The organism is Opitutus sp. ER46, from assembly GCF_003054705.1.
In the GTDB taxonomy this organism is placed as follows: domain Bacteria; phylum Verrucomicrobiota; class Verrucomicrobiia; order Opitutales; family Opitutaceae; genus ER46.
The window spans coordinates 346,415-364,332 of record NZ_QAYX01000020.1 but is presented as its reverse complement, the minus strand read 5'-3'; the positions used below and the strand labels follow the sequence as shown (position 1 = coordinate 364,332).

Here is a 17,918-nt window from a genome sequence, read left to right as displayed (position 1 = left end):
CGAGAACGAGAACGAGAACGAGAACGAGAACGAGAACGAGGAGAGGACGGCTACGACATCGAGGAGCGGCCCTCAATCCCTCAATCCCTCAATCCCTCAATCCCTCAATCCCTCAATCCCTCAATCCCTCGAGAGTAAGAGTAAGAGAAAGAGGAGGAGTAAGAGGCGGGAGAACACCCTTGCTTGGTCAGATCCCAGAGTTCACCACTCTGGCTCCCGCTTTTTTTACCTTTTTTCCCCCCTCGCATTGGCCATGGCTTCAGATGCTTTCGCCCAAACGGATAATCAATGTGCGGCGCCGTCCGACGGACGCGCCGCGGCGCCGCGCGGAGCGGCCGCGGCCCCGCGGATGCGCAAGGTGCACTACGTGCTGAGCACGCACTGGGACCGCGAGTGGTATCAGACTTTCCAGGACTACCGCCGCCGGCTGGTCCGGCTGATGGACCGCGTGCTGGATGACCTGGAGTCGGGCGCGCTGCGCGGGCCGTTCACGACGGACGGCCAGGCGATTGTCATCGAGGATTACCTCGAGATCCGGCCCGAGCGGCGGACGCAGCTCGAGCGGCTGGCGCGGGCGGGCCGGTTTATGATCGGGCCCTGGTACGTGCTGCCCGACGAATGGCTGGTCTCGGGCGAGGCGCTCATTCGCAACCTCCGCCAGGGCCGGCGCGTGGCGCGGGCGGTGGGCGGGCGGACGTCGGACGCCGGCTTTGTCTGCGATCTGTTTGGCCATATCGGCCAGTTGCCGCAATTGCTACGGCAGTTTGGGATCAAGGGCGCGCTGGTGTGGCGCGGACTCGAGCCGCGGCGGCAGGCGTTGCTGCGCTGGCGCGGGGCGGACGGCACGGAGGTGCCGGCGTACCGCTTCGGGCGATGCGGCTACTGCGACTTCGCGAACGACGTCCGATACATGAGCGAGCCCCGGCGCCCGTTCACGCCGGCGCAGGCGTTGGCCGATCTGAAGGCCTTCCTGGCGAAGGAGGCGGCGCGCACGCCGGAGGGGCCGCTCCTGATCTTCGATGGCGCGGATCATCTCGAGTACGACGCGGAGCATTACGCGGTGCTCTTCAACCAGCCGGTGAGCGCCGAGTTCCCCTACGAGATCGTGCACAGCACGCTCGACGCCTACCTCGAGGAAGCCGCGCCGCTCGCGCAGGCGAGCACGGAGGTGGTGACCGGCGAACTCCGGCAGAACGCGATGCACCCGGCGGCGACCGACGCGCAGGGGATGATTCCGGGGACGCTTTCGAGCCGCGTGCGGCTGAAGCAGGCCAACGCGGAGTGTCAGACTCTGCTCTGCGCCTGGGCGGAGCCGTTCTCGGTGCTCGCGACGGTGCTGACGGGGTCGCCGGTGCCGCAGGGGTATCTTGACGCGGCCTGGCGCTGGCTGCTGCAGAACCACCCTCATGACTCCATCTGCGGCTGCAGCATCGACGAGGTGCATGAGGACATGAAGTACCGGTTCGCGCAGGCGCGGCAGATCGCGCAGGCGCAGACGACCGAGGCCCTGCAGGCGCTGGCGGCGTCGGTCGGCGGTACCCCGGGCGAGCGCGAGCTGCGCGTCCTCGTGGCCAATGCGGCGGCGCGTCCCGTCGCCGAGCCGGCAACTCTCGTGCTGCCGATCCCGGCCGAATGGGGAACCTTCCAGGAGTTCATGGGCTACGAGCCGAAGCCGGCGTTCCGGGTGTTCGACGCCCGTGGCGAGGAGTTACCGTACCAGCTGGTTGCGCTCGAGTCGGGCCGGGCGAAGTCGCGCCTGTTCCGGACCAAGTTCCCGGAGCCGTACCGGACGAATGACGCGACGATCGTGGTGCGGCTGACGGTCCCGGGGCTGGGCTACACGACGCTGACCGTGCGGGAGGGGCCGCAGATGCCGAAGGCTGGTCCGTTCGCGGCGGCGTTTCTGCCGACGCGGCACCCTGTCGCGCCGGGTCTCGCGACGAGCGAGCGCGCAATGGCCAACGCGTTTCTCGCGGTGCAGATCGAGAGCAACGGCTCGCTCACGGTAACCGATCGGCGCACCGGGCAGAGCTATTCGCGGCTGTTGACCTTCGAGGACATCGCCGACATCGGCGATGGCTGGTACCATGGCCCGGCCGTGAACGACCAGCGGGTCGTGTCGACCGGTGCGCACGCCGATGTGGCGCTCGTGCAAAACGGGCCGCTCGTGGCGCAGTTTCGTGTCCGGATGACAATGAACGTGCCGGCGGAGTTCGATCACGGGCGCCACGTGCGGGCGGAACGATGGGTGCCGCTGGTCGTGGACTCGCTGGTGACCTTGCGGGCCGACGTCGCTCGCGTCGAAGTTACCTCGCGGATCGACAACCAGGTGAAGGATCACCGGCTGCGCGTGCTCTTCCCGACAGGCGCGGCCGGCGCGCAGACCTATTTCGCCGATGGCGCTTTCGATGTCGTCGAACGGCGCGTCGGGCTACCGGCGGACAATCACCTCGCCCGCGAACTCGCGGTCGAAACGACGCCGCAGCAGTCGTGGACGGCGGTGGCGGCCGACGGGCGGGGACTGGCGGTTGTGGCCCCGGGATTGTTCGAGACCGCGGTGCTGGATACGCCCGAACGGCCGATCGCGTTGACGCTTTTCCGCGCCGTGCGGCGTACGTTCCTGACGGACGGGCAACCTGACGGGCAGATGCAGGGTCCCCTTGAATTCTCGTATTGGATCCTCCCGCAGGCCGGTTCGTTGGACGGCGCGGCTCTGGCGGAAGCGGGCCAGCGGCTCGCGGCTGGTTTGCGCACGACCACGCTGACCGCGCAGGATGTCCCGCTGCATCGTGCCCCGGCGACGATTGCGGTGGAGCGCTCGCTGCTGACCGTGCCGCCGGGGGTGGCGCTGTCGAGCGTGTGCCCCGTGGGCGACGACGTGGAGGTGCGCATCTACAACCCGGCATCCGCGCCGGTGATCGCGACGCTCGGCGTCGAGGGCGACGCCCTCCCGGCGACCCATGCGACCGCGTTGGTCGTGGATCTTGATGGCGCCCCGCTTGGCGCCCCGATGGCGACGGCCAATGGCGTCCCAGTGACGTTGAAGCCGAAGCAAATTCTGACGCTGCGATTCCGGCGGGAACCAGAAGCCGGAGGCCAGAAGCCGGAAGCCTGAGGACGGAGGCCAGAAGCCGGAAGCCTGAGGACGGAGGCCAGAAGCCGGAGGCCGGAAGCCGGAGATCAGAAGCCAGTGTCTGAGGCCGGATGAAATTGTCCGAGGTCTGAGACGAGAAATCGGAGCCGGAAGCGGGCATCCGGGAAGGCGGCTGGCCAGATATCCGGGCGCGGCTTCGGCGGGTCCTGCCAGATTCCGAATGCAGGTGTGCGGTGGCGAGCCGGCGCTAGCGGGCGCCGCCACCCTCGGGCTTGGCCGCAGGGGCTTGGACGTTTTGACGGAGAGGGTGGTCCTCGACGGCTTCGCCGTCATCCGCACCCTCGGCGTCGCCGCTGCTCTTCTCGACGCGCCCGCTGCGCTCAAGGCTGGCGAGGTCGATGTTCTTGAGCTGCTCCTTCAGCACTTTGCCCGACTTGAACTTCACGATCGCGCGCTGCGGGATGATCACGGTGTCGGTTGGCTTGTTCGGGTTGCGGCCGATGCGCTGCTTGCGGAGCTGCACCTCAAGGACCCCGAAATTGCGCAACTCGACGTTCCGGCCTTCCGAAAGCGCGTGCTGAATGATGTCCAGCGTCTGCTGTACCGTGTCGACAATCTGTTTCTGCGGGAAACCCGACTTGCGGTAGATTTCCAGCACGATCTCGCGTTTGGTTAAGTTTGTCATGGTCGTGTTGGGTGTCGGCGTCCGTGTGGCGGACGAACGTCCCCCCGGGTTGTTGTTTTCCGATTTGCTGCCACTGACTTCTAAAGGTGCGGCCCGTTGCTCGGGAGGTGTCCCATGCCGCTCTCGGATTCGCCCGGAAGGCGTGTAAAAGTCACCGGGCCGGGTCGACTTCCACCCCCCTTCACAGGCCACTTGGGCCTGGCTAGGAAAGGCGTGAATTACGCTCGATTGGGTGCGTGGACGTGCCGCGATGTTGACGGCGGAACACGGGGCGATGTCTCGTTCGTAAATTTCGCAATTCCTTAAGGTTGAAACCCCTGCGAATTTCGGTTGCATGGCGCCATGAGTACCGAGCCAAGCAATGGGCGGCTCGGGGTGTTCGCGGTCGGCGTGGGTGCCGTCGCTTCAACCCTGATGTCCGGCGTGGAATTGATCCGACGTGGTGTACGCCCCGCGGTTGGATCCTTTACCCAGATGGGATTTCTCGAACGGCCGGACGGCACTTCCGTGCGGGTGAGCGACGCCCTCCCGGTGGCTCGGCTGACGGATATTGTTTTCGGCGGTGTGGACCTGCTCGAGACCAATGCCGCCGATGCGGCCCGTACGGCGGCGGTGTTGAATCCCACAGACCTGGCCTTGGCGCAGGATTTCCTCGCGACGATCAAGGTCGGCCCGGGCGTGTTTGATCCGGCCTACATCGGCAACCTCAAGCCGAAGAATGTGCGCGCGGAGAAGACCAAGTTCGAACTCGCCCAGGCGATGGCGGGCGAGATCCGGCGATTTCTCGCGGACGGGAAATGCGCGCGTGGCGTCGTCCTGCTGACGCTTTCAACCGAGGCTTGGCGTAGCCAGACCGCGGTGCATGCCACGCCGGAGAGCTTCCTGGCCGGCCTCAAGCGCAGCGATCCCGCGATTTCTCCCGCGCAGATCTACGCCTGGGCGGCGCTCGAGGCGGGTTGCCCGGTCGTGAACTGCACGCCCAACCAGGTGCCCGAAGTCCCGGCGCTGCAGGCGATCGCCACTGCGCGCGGACTGCCGATCTGCGGCTCCGATCTCAAGAGCGGCCAGACGCTCATGAAAACCGTGGTGGCCACGGGCCTCGCGCAGCGCCTGCTTGGCATCCGCGGCTGGTACAGCACGAACATCCTCGGCAACCGCGATGGCCTCGTGCTGCATGCGCCGGACAACTTCCGCGCCAAGGAAATCACCAAGGGTGGGGTGCTGTCGGACATCTTCGACGCGCAGCGTTACCCGGAGCTGTACGGCGACCTGACGCACCAGGTGCACATCAACTATTTCCCGCCGAAGGGGGACAACAAGGAGGCATGGGACGCGATCCAGCTCTTCGGTTGGCTGGGCTATGAGATGGAGCTGAAGATCAACTTCGAGTGCCGCGACTCGATCCTGGCGGCGCCGCTCGTGCTCGACCTTGCGCTGTTCACCGATCTCGCCGCGCGCAAGAAGGCCTCCGGCGTCCAGTCCTGGCTGGCGTCGTACTTCAAGTCGCCGGCGGCGCGCCCGGGCGAGACGATCAGCAACCAGCTCCACATCGAACTCGCCACGCTCCACGATCAACTCCGCTCCTGGCTGTAGGTCGGGCGGCTCCTGTTGCCGTGGCACCGGCCCGCGGCGGCGCGATTCCTCTCTCCCTCTGGCATGCGTCATCGCCTCACTATGCTCTGGTGGCTTGCCGCCGGGCTCGCGTTCGCCGCGATTCCGGTCGATCGCGGCACGTTTGCGCTCACCTTGCCGGACGGCTGGCGCGAACGGAAGTAGAGCGGGAACGTTGCGCCGGCGCCCGGGAGCAAGGAGGTGCCGGCGCGCTTCTTTGCCTATTCACGGCATGGCTCGTTTTCGCTCCTGCAGGTGCCGAAGCGCGGCCGGATCAATGTGGCATGGATGGCCGAGACGTTGCTGAAGCGCGAGGGGGCACGCGGTGTCGCAGCTAACGCGTTCGCGGACCGCGAAGGCGTTGGCGCGTTGTTCTACAGCCACACGCCTGACGGCGTTCACTCGGTGACGCGCGTGTTTGTCTTTGAAGAGCGTGGGTACATCTGCGGCCTCATCGCCACGACGAGCGCAATGAGCGAGACGTCCGCGGCGAAGTGGATGACCGATCAGGAGCCTGCGCTCGCTGCGATTCTCGGCTCGCTCCGACTGAAGGAAGCGAAGGCTGAAAGCTGAAGGCGGAAGGCTGAAGACGGACGTCAGAGGCCAGAAGCCGGATGCCAGAAGTCAGACGTCGGATGTCGGAGCCCGATCTCTGATCCCTGACGTCTGACATCTGACGTCTGAGATCTGGTCGCGCTGCCGGGTGGCAAAAGTGAGGGCGCGGAGCCGCAGGAATGCGGAGGCGTGGGCGAAGACGGCGATCAGTGCGAGGACGGCGCTGATGATATGCAGGCTGGGCACGCCGAGTAGCGTGCCGGCGGCGGCGCAGGCGGAGCCGGCGACCAGCCAGACGATGCGTTCGGGGCGCTTCATCCAGCCGCGCGGGGGCGTGACTTGGAGCGCCTCGGCCTTCGCGGTCGAGTAGGTGACCATAAACCCGCCGAACAGGGCGGTGACAGCGACCAGTTGGTGGGCCCAGTGTCCACGCAGCCAGACGATCAGGCCGGCGATGAAGAAAAATTCGACGTAGCGGTCGAGGGCCGAGTCGAGCACCGCGCCCGCGGGTGAGGCGGCTCTGGTTCGCCGCGCCACGGCCCCGTCGACGCCGTCGCACAATCCGCTCAACGCGAGCGCCCACGCGGCGGTGCCGAGCCAGCCCAGTCCGGCGCAGATGCCGGCCGCGGCGCCGAGGACGAAGGACAGCCAGGTGATCGCGTTGGCGGTCAGGCCGGCGGCGACCGCGCCGCGCGCCAGGGCGTCGATCCAGACGTACCCGCGCTGCATCACGCGTTCGCGGAGGAAGAACGTGCCGCCTTCGCGCCGCACGCGCGCGTAGTCCGCCGGTGCACCGCGGGCGGCGGCGGCGAGCAGGAGCGCGGCGGCCGCGACGGGTAGGGCGGCTCCGCAAAGGGCATCGCACGAAGGCATGGAAGCGACGAAAAGTTGGCGCGGAGCATAGGCGGGCGGCAGAAGCGCCGTCGACATGTTTGCGAGCCGGCACTCGACAGCGCGGTTTCACTCCAAACAGACTGGGCGCATGGTGCTGCCCCAGCCGGTTTCAGGTCCAGAAGCGCGGCGGATGCCTTGCCGCCGCGCCCAGGCGGCAGGTGTCCGCCCGGCGGGCGCCGTGCCGGGCGGGGGCGGCGGGCACTGGTCGGCCGTGGCGACGGGCGTCGGAGGGCCGCGCGCGTGAGCGCGGCGAAGCGCTTCGGAGTGGGCGCGCTTGGCGCCGGCGTGTATCTCGGACTGCACGCGCTGTTGGGCGGCCTGCGCCTGGACAATCTCTGGCTCGCGCTCGCCGGGCTGGCCCTGTGGCTGGCGCCGGGCCGGCTGCGTCCGCTGGCCAGATTCTGCGTGCCGCTGCTGGTGATCGGGGTGGTGTATGACGCCCAACGCTACTGGGCCGAGGCGTTGCGCGGGGTGGTGCACGTGGCCGAGCCGCACGCGTGGGAGCTGGCGTGGTTTGGCCTGCCGGGCGCACACGGACCGGTGACGCTGGCGCATTGGTGGCAGAGCCACACGCATCCGGTCCTCGATGCGGTCGCGGGGGTGGCGTACCTCGGCTTCATCCCGGTGTTCCTCGGCCTGGCGGCGTGGTGGCGGTTCCGGCTGGGGCGCGTCGAGGCGCTGGAGGCGATGTGGGCGATGATGGTGCTGAACCTGGCGGCCTACACGACGTTCCTCCTCTATCCGGCGGCGCCGCCTTGGTACGTCGACCATTACGGCTTCGGTCCGGTGAACCTGGCCGCGGCGCCGGAAGCGGCGGGGGCGGCGCGGTTCGATGCGCTGTTCGGCGTGACCTGGTTCGCGGACTTCTACGGGCGCAACACCAACATCTTCGGCGCGATCCCCTCGCTGCACGTGGGGCAGAGTTTCCTGGGCGCCTGGTACGCGTGGCGTTTTCGCGCGCTCCGCGGGCCCGCGACGGCGTACTGGCTCGTGGTGACCTGGGCCTCGGCGTACCTGAACCACCATTACATTGTCGATGGCGTGGCCGGCGTGGCGTACGCGGTCCTCGTGGCGCTGGGGTTCGCGGTGGGCGGGGCGTGGTGGCGGCGGCGGGCGCGCGCCGCGGAGAAGAATGGCGTCTGAGGCGAGTGTCGTGGCGGCATGGAGACGTCGGCCTTGAACCTTGCCGGCCGCGGCGCGAACAACCAACGTCGGAGCGTGGATCCCGTTCCGACTTCGGGCCCGGCGGCCCCGGCCTATGCGTATCGCTGCCATGACCGTTCGCTGCTGGTCCCTTGGATCAGCCGCGGCCCGGCGGCCTGGCTGCACCGGCAGGTGCCGGCGGGGGTGTCGGCCAACGCCCTGACCGTGTTCGGTTCGGTGGTGATGTGGGTGACGGCGGCGGCGGCGTGGCTCACGCCCCCCGGCTGGCGCGAGACGCTCGCGCCGGTGTGGGTGGCCGGGATGTGGTTTTACTGCGTGCTGGATCACGTCGACGGGCAGCGGGCGCGGGCGAAAGGCACGAGTTGCGCGCTGGGGGAGTTTCTGGACCACGCGCTGGACGCCTGGAACGTCGGGCTCGTGATCGGCGTGACGGCGTTGATGGGCCCGGGGGGGCCGCACGCGACGGCGGCCGTGCTGGGGCTGCTGGCGGCCGCGAGTTTTGCGACGGTGGCTACGTGGCTCGAACAGCGGGAGCGGGGCGCAATCTATCTCGGACGCGTCGGTCCGGTCGAAGGCGTGGCGGTGGCCGGCATTTATCAGCTGGCGTGGGCCTGGCCGGCGGCGGCGAACTGGCTCTCGGATCCGGTGGGGCTCGCGGACATGAGCCGCTCGACCGCGTTGCTGGCGGTTGCCGCGGCGTTCACGTTGGGCGGCGCGCTGCTCGGGGGCGCACGGCTGGCGACGACCCGCGCACGGTGGCTCGAGCTCTGCCTCCTTCTGCTCGTGATCGCGTGGGCGGGCACGGAAGGCTGGCTCGACGCCTGGATCGCGGCGATCGCGATCACGTCGGCGATGGCCTCCTATTCCGGCCGCGTGATCGTGAGCCATCTGGCCCACGAATCGGTGCCCGCGGTGCATCGCGCGCCCCTGCTGTTCCTGCTGCTGATCGCGTTTGCGGAAGGGCAGGGGCTGGCGCCGCGCCACTGGGAGTTCGTGGCGCTCGCGTGGCTGGCGGTGGCGGCCGTCCGACCCTGGAACGGGCTGGGGCGACTCGCCGCTCCGGCGGCGCGCGGCATGCCGGCCGTCGAGCCGGCGGAGGCGCCGCCGGTGGCGTAGGGAGGGAGATTTGCTCAGGCCGGCCAGCGCCGGAGCACGAGGGACACGTTGCTGCCGCCGAAGCCGCTGCTGTTTTTGACGATCACGTTCGGTGCCCGCGCGATGGTTTCACGCGGGATATTGAGACCCTCGCAATCGGGATCGGGGTTCACGAGGTGGGCCTGCCCCGGGATGAAGCCTTCGGCCATGGCAACCGCGCAGAACGCGGTCTCCATCACGCCGGCCATCGACAGCGCGTGGCCGGTGAGGGCCTTGGTGCTGCTGATCGCCGGGGTCGCGCCGGCCTCGCTGAAAATCGTGCGGAGGGCGCGGGCCTCCGAGCGGTCGCCTGCGACCGTCGACGTCGCGTGGGCGTTGACGTAGTCGACCTCGGTCGGCGCGGTGCGCGCGGCGGCGAGCGCCCGCTTCATCGCCAGCGCCAGCCCACGGCCCTCGGGATCGGAGATCGCGATATTGTAGCCGTCGGCGGACTGGCCCCAGCCGGCGAGCTCCGCATAAATCCGCGCGCCGCGGGCCTGGGCCGCCTCGGCGGACTCGAGCACGAGGGCGGCGCCGCCGCCGCTGCCGACAAACCCGTCGCGCGCCGTGTCGAATGGCCGCGATGCCGTGGCGGGGTCGGGGTTGCGCGAAAGGGCGCGCACCGCGTGGAACGAGTAGGTGGAATCGGCGGTGATGTCCTCGCCCCCGACAACGATCACACGTTCCAGCCGGCCGAGCGCAATCTCGTCGTAGGCGTAGCCGAGCGCATGTGACGTGGACGCGCAGGCGGAGACAAAGCCGCAGACTGCGCCGCGCATGCCGTAGCGCGTGGAAAGATTGAAATTCAGGGTGCCGGCGATGGTTGCGACGACGCCGAGCGGCACGAGCCGGTCGCCCTTCGAGTCGTACATCGTGCCCAGATACTTGTGCTGGAGAAAGGGGGACCCGGCGGACGCCGTGAACAGGCCGGTGTCGTCGCGCGCGAGATCCTCGCGCACGAGTCCGGCGTCGGCGATCGCCTCGTCAGTGGCGCAGATGGCGTGGAGGCCGTGGGGCGGGAGCGTGCGCAGGACGTCGCGCGTGAAGGTGTAACGGGCCGGCCAGCGCCAGTCGGAGTAATGGTCGGATCGGGTGTCGAATTCCTTGATGGTACCCGCGACCTTCACCGGCAGGTCGGAACCGGAGATGAAATCGAACGGCTCGAGGCCGTGGCGCAGTTCCCGCAGGTGCCGGGTGACGGTCGCACGGTCGTTGCCGATGCTCGTGATGAACCCCAGGCCGGTTACAACGACGCGGCGGGGCGCAGAGGGCAGGCTCATGCCGAGGCGCGCGCTGGCAACTGGGTCTTCCGGCGCAGGAGCGCGCGCAATTCGTCGAGGGTCCGCACGCTCGCGAAGTCATCGGCCCGAAGGCGTACGCCGAAGATGGCTTCGAAGATGGACACCATCTCGACCATGGTCAGCGAATCCAGCCCGAGGTCGGCGACAAGACGGGTGGTGCCGGGCATCGCGGAAACCGGCTGGGCCGGCGGTTGCAGCAGGTGGTGCGTTATGATGCCAGCGAAGGCGCGCTCAAAGGAGTCGTCCCGTCGCGTCGCCTTGAACTCTGCGCAGGCGAGGATCGTCTCCTCGGGGTAGCCACGCATGATCTGGCGCACGGACGGGGTTGAGTCGGTAACTGAATTCGACACGCGGTTGACGGGTAGGGTGGGTTTTGGCGGGTTTCAAGTCGTTTACATCGCCGCGCGCCGTTCCGCATAAAAATGCGGAATACTGTGTTGTCCAGTGGCCAATGTTCTGGGGTTCGCCGGTCCGACCGCTGCTTTGCCCGCCGCGGCAACTTGGGGGCCGCCTCGTACATCCGGAGCCGGTCGCGGGCGAGTTGGAGCGAACGGGTGATGGCGGCGATGGCATCTTCATTCACCTTAATCATGCGGTCCCGGTGCTCGTTGGCCTGTCGGTCGGTCCGGCGCCGTGACCGGGCTTTGGGCTTGCGATGCCCCGATGGGCGGGGAAGAACGACGGCATTCGTGGCGACCCTGCTGGCGCCACTAAACTGCACTCAAGGATACACTCATGGCCCGTTTCACCCGCATTCAGGTTCTTAACACGATCTACGACATCAGCGTCGTCCCGGTTTTCTACCATCCGGACCTCGAGACGGCCAAGAATGTCGTCGGCGCGATCAGCCGCGGTGGCTGCAAGCTGGTCGAGTTCGTCAATCGTGGCGACCATGCCTGGGAAGTGTTCTCGGAACTCGAGCGCCATTTCGCGAAGGCTGATCCCTCGCTGATCCTCGGCGTCGGCTCCATCGTCGAGCCCTACACCGCCTCGCTCTATATCAACTGCGGCGCCAACTTCGTGGTCGGCCCCTCGCTGAATGCCGAAGTCGGCAAGCTCTGCAACCGTCGCATGATCGCCTATGCGCCCGGTTGCGGCAGCGCCTCCGAGGTGTCCGACGCCCAGGAGCTCGGGTGTGAGATCGTCAAGGTCTTCCCCGGCAAGGAAGTCGGTGGTCCCGGCTTCGTGAAGAACGTCATGGGGCCGATGCCCTGGACGCGCATCATGCCGACGGGTGGTGTCGAGCCGACCGAGGAGTCGCTCACCGCCTGGCTAAGCGCCGGCGTCGCCGCCATGGGCATGGGCAGCAACCTGATCACCAAGGAACTGCTCGCGGCGAAGGACTGGGCCGGGATCGAAACCAAGGTCCGCGAGACGATCACCCGTGTGAAGGCCATCAAGGCCAAGCTCGGTCGGTCGTGAACGGCGTGAAGCGGTAAGCTCCAGGCCGTACGCTTTCGGTGGTAGGCGGGACGTTCCCGCTTACCGCCTTTTTCATGCCCGGACACGGCGCCGGGCGAGGGCGTCCCCGCGGTGGGGGCTATGGATGATCGCTGCGCAGCGCATCCAACTGCGCCTTGGCCAGCGTGATCGCCGCGCGGAATCGGGCGAGTTGCGCCGCGGCTTCCTCGGATGGAACCGACGGCTTGATCTTCAGGTAGGCGCGCAGTTCGGCGTCGGGCCGCGCGGCTTGGTCCGCGCGCTCCTTGATCCACGCGTGGGCGGCGGAGCAGGCGGCGGGCAGGCCCGCGATCTCCGCCTCGGCAGTACCCGGGTTGAAGTCGAGCCGGCGTCCCGTCTGCATCGCCGCCGTCAAGACGTCGGGCGAATACAGGTGGGGATGGTCGCTCAGCAGGGCGTCGTAGGCGGCGCGCAGGCGCGTCATCCGCCCGGCAAAGCCCTCGAGTCGGGCCCGGCGCGCGGCCTGACCTGGTGCGCGGGCCACGCGTACCTCCACCGTGTCGGTCACGGCGAGCGGGGGCGTGCGCACGATGGTCGAAAGCGTGTTGCCCTCGAAGCGCCAGCCGGCGGCGGTGGCGGCGGCGGTGAATGCGAGCGGCTGGCCGTTGCAGGTCACCGCCACGGGCGGCCAGTCGGCCGGGAGCCGGAGTTCGTAGGCGCGTTTTGGCGGGAGCGCAGGTACCTGGCCCTCGACGGCCGCGACGCGCACGACCAGCTCGTCGCCCCGCTGCGCCGCCGTGATGGGGGTCCAGCGGCAGACGCCGTGCTGGTAGTCCTCGGCGTGGCCGTCGTCCTCATAGAGTCGATACGTGCTCTCCTGGCCGTCGCGGAGCGGGAAGACCGTCAGGATCAGCGGATCGACCGGCTTCTCGCCGGTGTGGCGCATGGGCGGTTGTTGCGGGATGATCGCGCCGGCGCGGGCGTAGACGGGAATCTCGCTGATGCCGAATGCGCGGGCCACCTGCGCGGGGCCGCGGAACTGGCGGCCGGTGGGCCACTCGAACCACTCGCCCTCCGGGAGCCAGACGGTGTGCGCGGCCAGGCCGGTGGCGGCGTCGACGGGCGCGGTGACCGGCGCCACGAGCAGCTGGTGGCCAAAGAGGTATTCGCCCTTGGCGGCGTAGGCTTCGTCGGCTTCGGGCCAGTCGTAATAGAGCGGCCGGAGGAATGCGACGCCCTCGTCGTAGGTCCGCCGCGCCTCGGTGTAGAGGTAGGGAATCAGCGAATACCGCAGGTGGAACGCCTGCCGCATCAAGCTGGAATAGGGTTCCGGATACGCCCAGATGCGGCGCTCGGAGTCGGCGTTCTTCGTGGTGTGCGTGCGCAGGATCGGGCTGAACACGCCGAACTGAATCCAGCGCAGGTAGAGCTCGGGATCGACCTTGCCGGGCATGTGCCCGCCGATGTCATGGCTCCAGTAGGCGTAGCCGACGTTGGCCGCGGTGGCGGTGAACCAGGGCTGATACGCGAGCGACTCCCAGACCGAGATGGTGTCGCCCGAAAAGCCGATCTGGAACCGGTGGTTGCCCAGACCGCCCCAGCGGTGGAAGAGCAGCGGGCGTTTCCCCTGCCGCTGCTGGTCGGTGAAGTGCACGTAGTTGAGCCACCAGGTCGGATTCACGCCGGCCAGCGCGGTGCGGTGCTCTTGCTGCCAGTCGAGCCACCAGAAATCGATGCCCTGCCGTTCCAGCGGGTGGTGCAGGAGGCTCATGTAGTTCCGGGCGAACTTCGGGTTCGTCAGGTCAAAGGGCACATACGCCTTGGTCGCGGGATCGATGCCCATGGCGCGGGCCATCTCCGCGTATGCGTCCTCCCACGGCTGGACACCGGACGCGGGGTGGAGGTTGAGCGTGAGCTTGAGCCCCTCCTCGCGCAGCTGACGCAGGAACCGCTCCGGTTCGGGAAAGAGCGCGCGGTTCCAGCTGTAGCCGCTCCAGCCGAGGCGATGGCCGGAGGCGTCCTTCTCGCCGGCCCGGTCCGGGAAGGTGAGGTGCCAGTCCATGTCGATCACGAACACGTCGAGGGGCACGTCGTTGGCGCGGAAGCCGCGGGCGAGCTCGAGGAGTTCCTGGTCGCTGTACGCCCAATACCGCGACCACCACGCGCCAAAGGCGAAGCGCGGCGGCAGCGGGATCTTGCCCGCCACCCGGGTGAAGTCGGCGAGCGCGGCGCGGTAATCGTGTCCGTGGCCGAAGAAGTACCAGTCCTGCCGGTCGCCCTCGGGCCGCGGCTGCACCCACGGCCATGGGCTTTTCTCGCCGGCCTTGAAGCTGAAGTCGGCTGAGTCAAATAGCGGGCGGGTCGAGTCGTCGACGAGGACCCAACCGTCGCGGGAGATCACGCCTTCACCAATCGGCTCCTTGGTTTTGCCGCCGCGCGCGCCGTCGAGCGTCCGGGTGGTGCCGAGCAGGTTGCCGGTGGCGGGCTGGCCGGGCTGCCAGGTGGCTTCGCGCTGGGCGACGCGGAAGGTGATTGTGAGGTTGTCCGCCGCGAACCGGCCGTCACTGCCGGCCGCCGGCGCGTAGCGCAGGGTCAACGCGTCGGTGCGCAGCACCGTGGCGTCGCCGTCGCGGGTGACGGTGAACTTCGGCACCGGGAGCCGCCGCTGGATGAACGCGAGCGAAGCGCGGTCCTCGAAGGCGCGCGTGGGCGACCACTCGAGCCGGATCAGCTGGGGCGTGAGGACGGTAAACCGCGCGTTGCCGGTCGCGACGATCGCCGCGGGGTCGGCGGCGGCGAGATCGGTGCTGGCAGCGGCCGCGGGGGTGCCGAGACAGACGCTGGCTCCGAGCATGCACAGCAGGGCGGCGGTGCTCAGGCGCAACGACCGAAGCGACGGGCGGGAGGCGAGTGACATCATGGGGGTGAAGGTTACGCCCCAGCGAAACCTCCGGCCTCGCCGCCTGCCATCCGAATAAATCTATCATCGTTGCGGGGCGGCAGGGCTCGCAGGGGGGGGCGCCGTCTCCGGCAATACGCGCAGTTCGCCCACCTGGACGTCGCCGCGACGAAGCGTGGGCTGAATATGCACCGGGTCGGGGGTGTCGCGGCCAAACAGCGCGGCGCCGGCGCGGGTGAGCTCCGGCAGCACGAGCGCAAAGTTGTTGCCAGCGGCGCGGACGTTCATGTGCGTCGTCCACACGAGGGCGCGGCGCTTTTCCTTCTGCAAGACCCGGTAGTCGTACGCCATGACGACCAGAAAGTAGCGTTCCTCCCCGAGCTCATGGCGCATCGTCTTCTCTTCTTCGCTGGGCAGGATGCGCCCCGAGCGTGCTCGGAGGCTGCGTTTGTAGCCGAGCAACTCGGCGTTCTCGTCGAGGTAGCGTTGGGCGAGGGACGCATCGCCGGCCATGCCGCTGAAGAGTTCGTTCATGGCGCCGGGATCGGCGATGCCGCCATTCTCCGCGGCGGCGGACGCGTAAGCCGAGAACGCACTGTTGAGCTTCTCGATCGTCAGCTCACGGTTCGGGTCTTCGTAGGTCTGAGTCGTTCCCCAATGTACGATGAGCAGCAGGTCCGCTCGCGCGGGATCCTTCGCCGGGAAGTAGCGTTGCTGCGCGAGTGCGGGGCCGAGCGAGGTGATGATCGCCCGAAATTTGGTGGCCTCGGCCGCGCGGTCCCGGGTTTGGCCGGAAAAATAGCGGCCGGGGGAAACGACATAGGTCTCGGCCAGAACCGCGCCTCGGCTGTCGCGCGGCCTTTGGTATTGCGGGATTGCGCCTGCGCTCACCACGACGAAGTCGGCAGCCGGAGCCGACGTGGCCGCCAGGAACGCGAGCGCGAGCGGCAGCCACCAGCCGCGCGCGCGGGACGCGCGGGAGACACGTGGACCGTAAAAGCGGGAGCCGAAGGGCAGGGTGGGGTGCATGTGACAGGACGGGGGAAATGAGGTCGGCGCGGGCGCGAGGCAATCTTGCGGCTCCCGCTGGGAGCGGACTGACGCGGCGCGGGCTGTTTGGTTGCTGTTCGTCTCCTGCTGGAAACGCCGCGCCCGTTTCGACCGTCGGCACGCTTGCCCCGGCGCGCGCCGCCGGTATGCGTTACGGAACTCCATGCGCCTGCGGATACTCCAGCTGATGGGACTTCTCGCTCTCGGGTTCGCCTCCGTCGCCGCTGCGGCGGAAAACGCGGCACCCGCCCAGGGCTCGCCGGCTCCGGCTCCTGCCCCGACTACGGTTGCGGCGCCCGCGTCCCCCGCCCAGCCCGCGGTCCCCGCGCGGATCGAGCGCGTTCACGTCATCCCCATCCAGGGAGAAATCGGCTCGTCGGTGCTGTACGTGGTGCGGCGCGGCATCAAGGAAGCGATGGCCGCCGACGCCGATCTCATTGTTTTCGACATGAAGACTCCCGGCGGTGCGCTGGGGCCGACGCTCGAAATCATGGAGGCGATCGCCCGGTTCCCGCGGCCGACCATCACCTATGTGAACTCCGAGGCGATGTCGGCCGGTGCCTTCATCGCGGCGAGCACGCAGGAAATCTGGTTCGCGCCCCAAGGCATCATTGGCGCCGCGGCGCCGGTGGCGGCCGGCGGGCAGGACGTCGAGGCGACGATGAAGCTCAAGGTGGTCAGCTACCTCAAGGCCCGCATCCGAGCGGAAAGCCAGGACAAGGGCTACCGGGGCGAAGTGATTTCCGCGATGATCGACGCCGACCGTGAGTTCAAGATCGGCGACAAGGTGATCAAGGAGAAGGGCGAGCTGCTTTCGCTCACCGCCGTCGAAGCGGCCCGGACTTACGGCACGCCGCCGCAGCCGCTCCTGTCGGCTGGCACGGCCGGCAGCTTGGCCGATTTGATCGCGCAACGCAGCGGTGGCACGCATCCGAAGGTGACAACGCTGGAAATGACGTGGTCGGAGACCCTCGCCTCGTGGCTCAACTCCATTGCGCCGGTCCTCCTCGGCATTGGGATGCTGGCGCTGTTCATTGAGTTCAAGACGCCTGGCTTCGGCGTGTTCGGGATCGTCGGCATCGTGCTGCTCGCGATCGTGTTTCTCAGCAGCTACATCGCGGGGCTGTCCGGCCATGAGCCGATCCTTTTCTTTGTGCTCGGCGTGGCGCTGCTGGCCGTCGAGATCTTCTTCTTCCCTGGGACCGTCGTCATGGGTGTGGCTGGCCTGCTGCTGATCTTTGGCTCGCTCGTGTGGGCCATGGCGGACCTCTGGCCCAACGAGCCCCTCACGGTTGCCTGGTCGGGTGACGCCTTCGTCCAGCCGCTGCTTAACCTCCTCTTTGGCCTGCTGATCGCTGGCGGCGTGGGCGTGCTGCTTATCCGCTTCCTGCCGCGCGGCTGGGTCTGGGACCGCCTGGTTCTGAACACCGCGGTTGCCGCACAGGCACAGGTCTCCGGCGGTGCGAGCGCCACCACGACGCGGCCCGACGAACTCATCGGCGCACGCGGCGTGGCCGCGACCGCCTTGCGCCCCAGCGGCCAGATCGACATCGATGGCCGGCGCTACGAGGCGCGCGTGGAGATGGGCACGGTGCCCGCCGGCGCCTCGGTGGTGGTTGTGCGCCGCACCGACTTCGAGCTCATCGTCGAGGAGACCCACTCATGAACGCCGTCGTCCTGCTCTTCCTCGTCGGGATCATTCTCCTCGTCTTCGAGGTGTTCACCCCCGGCGGCATCCTCGGCATCCTGGGCGGCATCGCCATGGTTGCCGGTTGCGTCATCGCTTTTCAGCAGTTCGGCGCCACGACCGGCGCGGTCGCGACCGGCATCGCCGTTCTCGTGCTCGGCATCATGCTTTGGGCCGAGCTCGTGCTGCTCCCGAAGACGCGGCTGGGGCGCAAGCTCTTCCAGGACGAGGCCATTTCCGCCCGCAGCCAGCCTGAGGTCGCCAATGCCGTGGCCATTGTTGGCCAGCAGGGCGAGGCGGCCACCGCCCTCGCGCCCAGTGGCTATGTCGTGATCGCCGGCCGTCGCTACGAGGCGTGGTCCCAGACCGGGTTCCTGCCCAAGGGGGCCGCGGTGCGCGTCATCGGCCTCGATAATTTCCGCCTCATCGTCACCAAAACCTGA

Annotated in this window: 14 protein-coding genes; 8 read left to right on the top strand and 6 right to left on the bottom strand. The window is 68.3% G+C overall.

The genetic code is table 11. From position 1 onward, the window contains the following. The first annotated feature begins 349 nt into the window (after positions 1 to 349). Positions 350 to 3,115, top strand: coding sequence for a glycoside hydrolase family 38 C-terminal domain-containing protein (locus DB354_RS08210; RefSeq protein WP_233256590.1), 2,766 nt, complete (start codon positions 350 to 352; stop codon positions 3,113 to 3,115). A gap of 226 nt (positions 3,116 to 3,341) precedes the next feature. Here DB354_RS08210 and DB354_RS08205 read toward each other — a convergent pair whose 3' ends face one another. Beyond that, positions 3,342 to 3,779, bottom strand: a complete 438-nt coding sequence (locus DB354_RS08205; RefSeq protein WP_107834963.1) for an HU family DNA-binding protein — start codon at positions 3,777 to 3,779, stop codon at positions 3,342 to 3,344. 342 nt (positions 3,780 to 4,121) lie between these two features. Between DB354_RS08205 and DB354_RS08200 the strand changes: the two genes are divergently transcribed. Further along, positions 4,122 to 5,372, top strand: coding sequence for an inositol-3-phosphate synthase (locus DB354_RS08200; RefSeq protein ID WP_107834962.1), 1,251 nt, complete (start codon positions 4,122 to 4,124; stop codon positions 5,370 to 5,372). A gap of 273 nt (positions 5,373 to 5,645) precedes the next feature. Then, positions 5,646 to 5,963 (top strand): hypothetical protein, encoded by a 318-nt coding sequence (locus DB354_RS08195; protein ID WP_146180156.1) that lies wholly within the window; start codon positions 5,646 to 5,648, stop codon positions 5,961 to 5,963. A 51-nt stretch (positions 5,964 to 6,014) separates the two neighbouring features. On the opposite strand, the gene DB354_RS08190 is transcribed toward DB354_RS08195, so the two are convergent. Further along, positions 6,015 to 6,818 (bottom strand): CDP-alcohol phosphatidyltransferase family protein, encoded by an 804-nt coding sequence (locus tag DB354_RS08190; RefSeq protein ID WP_158277438.1) that lies wholly within the window; start codon positions 6,816 to 6,818, stop codon positions 6,015 to 6,017. A gap of 261 nt (positions 6,819 to 7,079) precedes the next feature. Here DB354_RS08190 and DB354_RS08185 point away from each other — a divergent pair, with 261 nt between their 5' ends. After that, positions 7,080 to 7,982, top strand: a complete 903-nt coding sequence (locus DB354_RS08185; protein WP_158277437.1) for a phosphatase PAP2 family protein — start codon at positions 7,080 to 7,082, stop codon at positions 7,980 to 7,982. Positions 7,983 to 8,000: 18 nt separating this feature from the next. After that, the gene (locus DB354_RS08180; RefSeq protein WP_107834958.1) at positions 8,001 to 9,119 is read left to right on the top strand and encodes a CDP-alcohol phosphatidyltransferase family protein; all 1,119 of its coding nucleotides are present in this window, start codon (positions 8,001 to 8,003) and stop codon (positions 9,117 to 9,119) included. Positions 9,120 to 9,133: 14 nt separating this feature from the next. Here the strand turns inward: DB354_RS08180 and DB354_RS08175 are convergent, their stop codons facing one another. After that, a complete protein-coding gene (locus DB354_RS08175; protein WP_107834957.1) occupies positions 9,134 to 10,417 on the bottom strand; it encodes a beta-ketoacyl-[acyl-carrier-protein] synthase family protein in 1,284 nt (427 codons plus the stop codon). Then, the gene (locus DB354_RS08170; RefSeq protein WP_158277436.1) at positions 10,414 to 10,788 is read right to left on the bottom strand and encodes an acyl carrier protein; all 375 of its coding nucleotides are present in this window, start codon (positions 10,786 to 10,788) and stop codon (positions 10,414 to 10,416) included. The genes DB354_RS08175 and DB354_RS08170 overlap by 4 nt, the downstream gene beginning before the upstream one ends. Positions 10,789 to 11,173: 385 nt before the next feature. Between DB354_RS08170 and DB354_RS08165 the strand changes: the two genes are divergently transcribed. Next, on the top strand, positions 11,174 to 11,860 hold the full coding sequence (locus DB354_RS08165) for a bifunctional 4-hydroxy-2-oxoglutarate aldolase/2-dehydro-3-deoxy-phosphogluconate aldolase (RefSeq protein WP_107834955.1): 687 nt from the start codon (positions 11,174 to 11,176) through the stop codon (positions 11,858 to 11,860). A gap of 118 nt (positions 11,861 to 11,978) precedes the next feature. Here DB354_RS08165 and DB354_RS08160 read toward each other — a convergent pair whose 3' ends face one another. Further along, entirely contained in the window at positions 11,979 to 14,759 is a 2,781-nt protein-coding gene (locus DB354_RS08160) for a glycoside hydrolase family 31 protein (protein ID WP_107834954.1), read from the bottom strand. 63 nt (positions 14,760 to 14,822) lie between these two features. Further along, on the bottom strand, positions 14,823 to 15,767 hold the full coding sequence (locus DB354_RS08155) for a hypothetical protein (protein ID WP_107834953.1): 945 nt from the start codon (positions 15,765 to 15,767) through the stop codon (positions 14,823 to 14,825). A 184-nt stretch (positions 15,768 to 15,951) separates the two neighbouring features. Between DB354_RS08155 and DB354_RS08150 the strand changes: the two genes are divergently transcribed. Continuing rightward, complete coding sequence (locus DB354_RS08150) at positions 15,952 to 17,454, top strand: NfeD family protein (protein WP_233256589.1); 1,503 nt, start codon at positions 15,952 to 15,954, stop codon at positions 17,452 to 17,454. Next, a complete protein-coding gene (locus tag DB354_RS08145) occupies positions 17,451 to 17,918 on the top strand; it encodes an NfeD family protein (protein WP_107834952.1) in 468 nt (155 codons plus the stop codon). The genes DB354_RS08150 and DB354_RS08145 overlap by 4 nt, the downstream gene beginning before the upstream one ends.

What these genes read in the sequence shown, in the direction of transcription:
- DB354_RS08210 (WP_233256590.1), top strand. Translation starts at nt 350, where the DNA reads ATGCGCAAGGTGCACTACGTGCTGAGCACGCACTGGGACCGCGAGTGG.
- DB354_RS08205 (WP_107834963.1), bottom strand. Translation starts at nt 3,779, where the DNA reads ATGACAAACTTAACCAAACGCGAGATCGTGCTGGAAATCTACCGCAAG.
- DB354_RS08200 (WP_107834962.1), top strand. Translation starts at nt 4,122, where the DNA reads ATGAGTACCGAGCCAAGCAATGGGCGGCTCGGGGTGTTCGCGGTCGGC.
- DB354_RS08190 (WP_158277438.1), bottom strand. Translation starts at nt 6,818, where the DNA reads ATGCCTTCGTGCGATGCCCTTTGCGGAGCCGCCCTACCCGTCGCGGCC.
- DB354_RS08180 (WP_107834958.1), top strand. Translation starts at nt 8,001, where the DNA reads ATGGAGACGTCGGCCTTGAACCTTGCCGGCCGCGGCGCGAACAACCAA.
- DB354_RS08175 (WP_107834957.1), bottom strand. Translation starts at nt 10,417, where the DNA reads ATGAGCCTGCCCTCTGCGCCCCGCCGCGTCGTTGTAACCGGCCTGGGG.
- DB354_RS08165 (WP_107834955.1), top strand. Translation starts at nt 11,174, where the DNA reads ATGGCCCGTTTCACCCGCATTCAGGTTCTTAACACGATCTACGACATC.
- DB354_RS08160 (WP_107834954.1), bottom strand. Translation starts at nt 14,759, where the DNA reads ATGATGTCACTCGCCTCCCGCCCGTCGCTTCGGTCGTTGCGCCTGAGC.
- DB354_RS08155 (WP_107834953.1), bottom strand. Translation starts at nt 15,767, where the DNA reads ATGCACCCCACCCTGCCCTTCGGCTCCCGCTTTTACGGTCCACGTGTC.
- DB354_RS08150 (WP_233256589.1), top strand. Translation starts at nt 15,952, where the DNA reads ATGCGCCTGCGGATACTCCAGCTGATGGGACTTCTCGCTCTCGGGTTC.
- DB354_RS08145 (WP_107834952.1), top strand. Translation starts at nt 17,451, where the DNA reads ATGAACGCCGTCGTCCTGCTCTTCCTCGTCGGGATCATTCTCCTCGTC.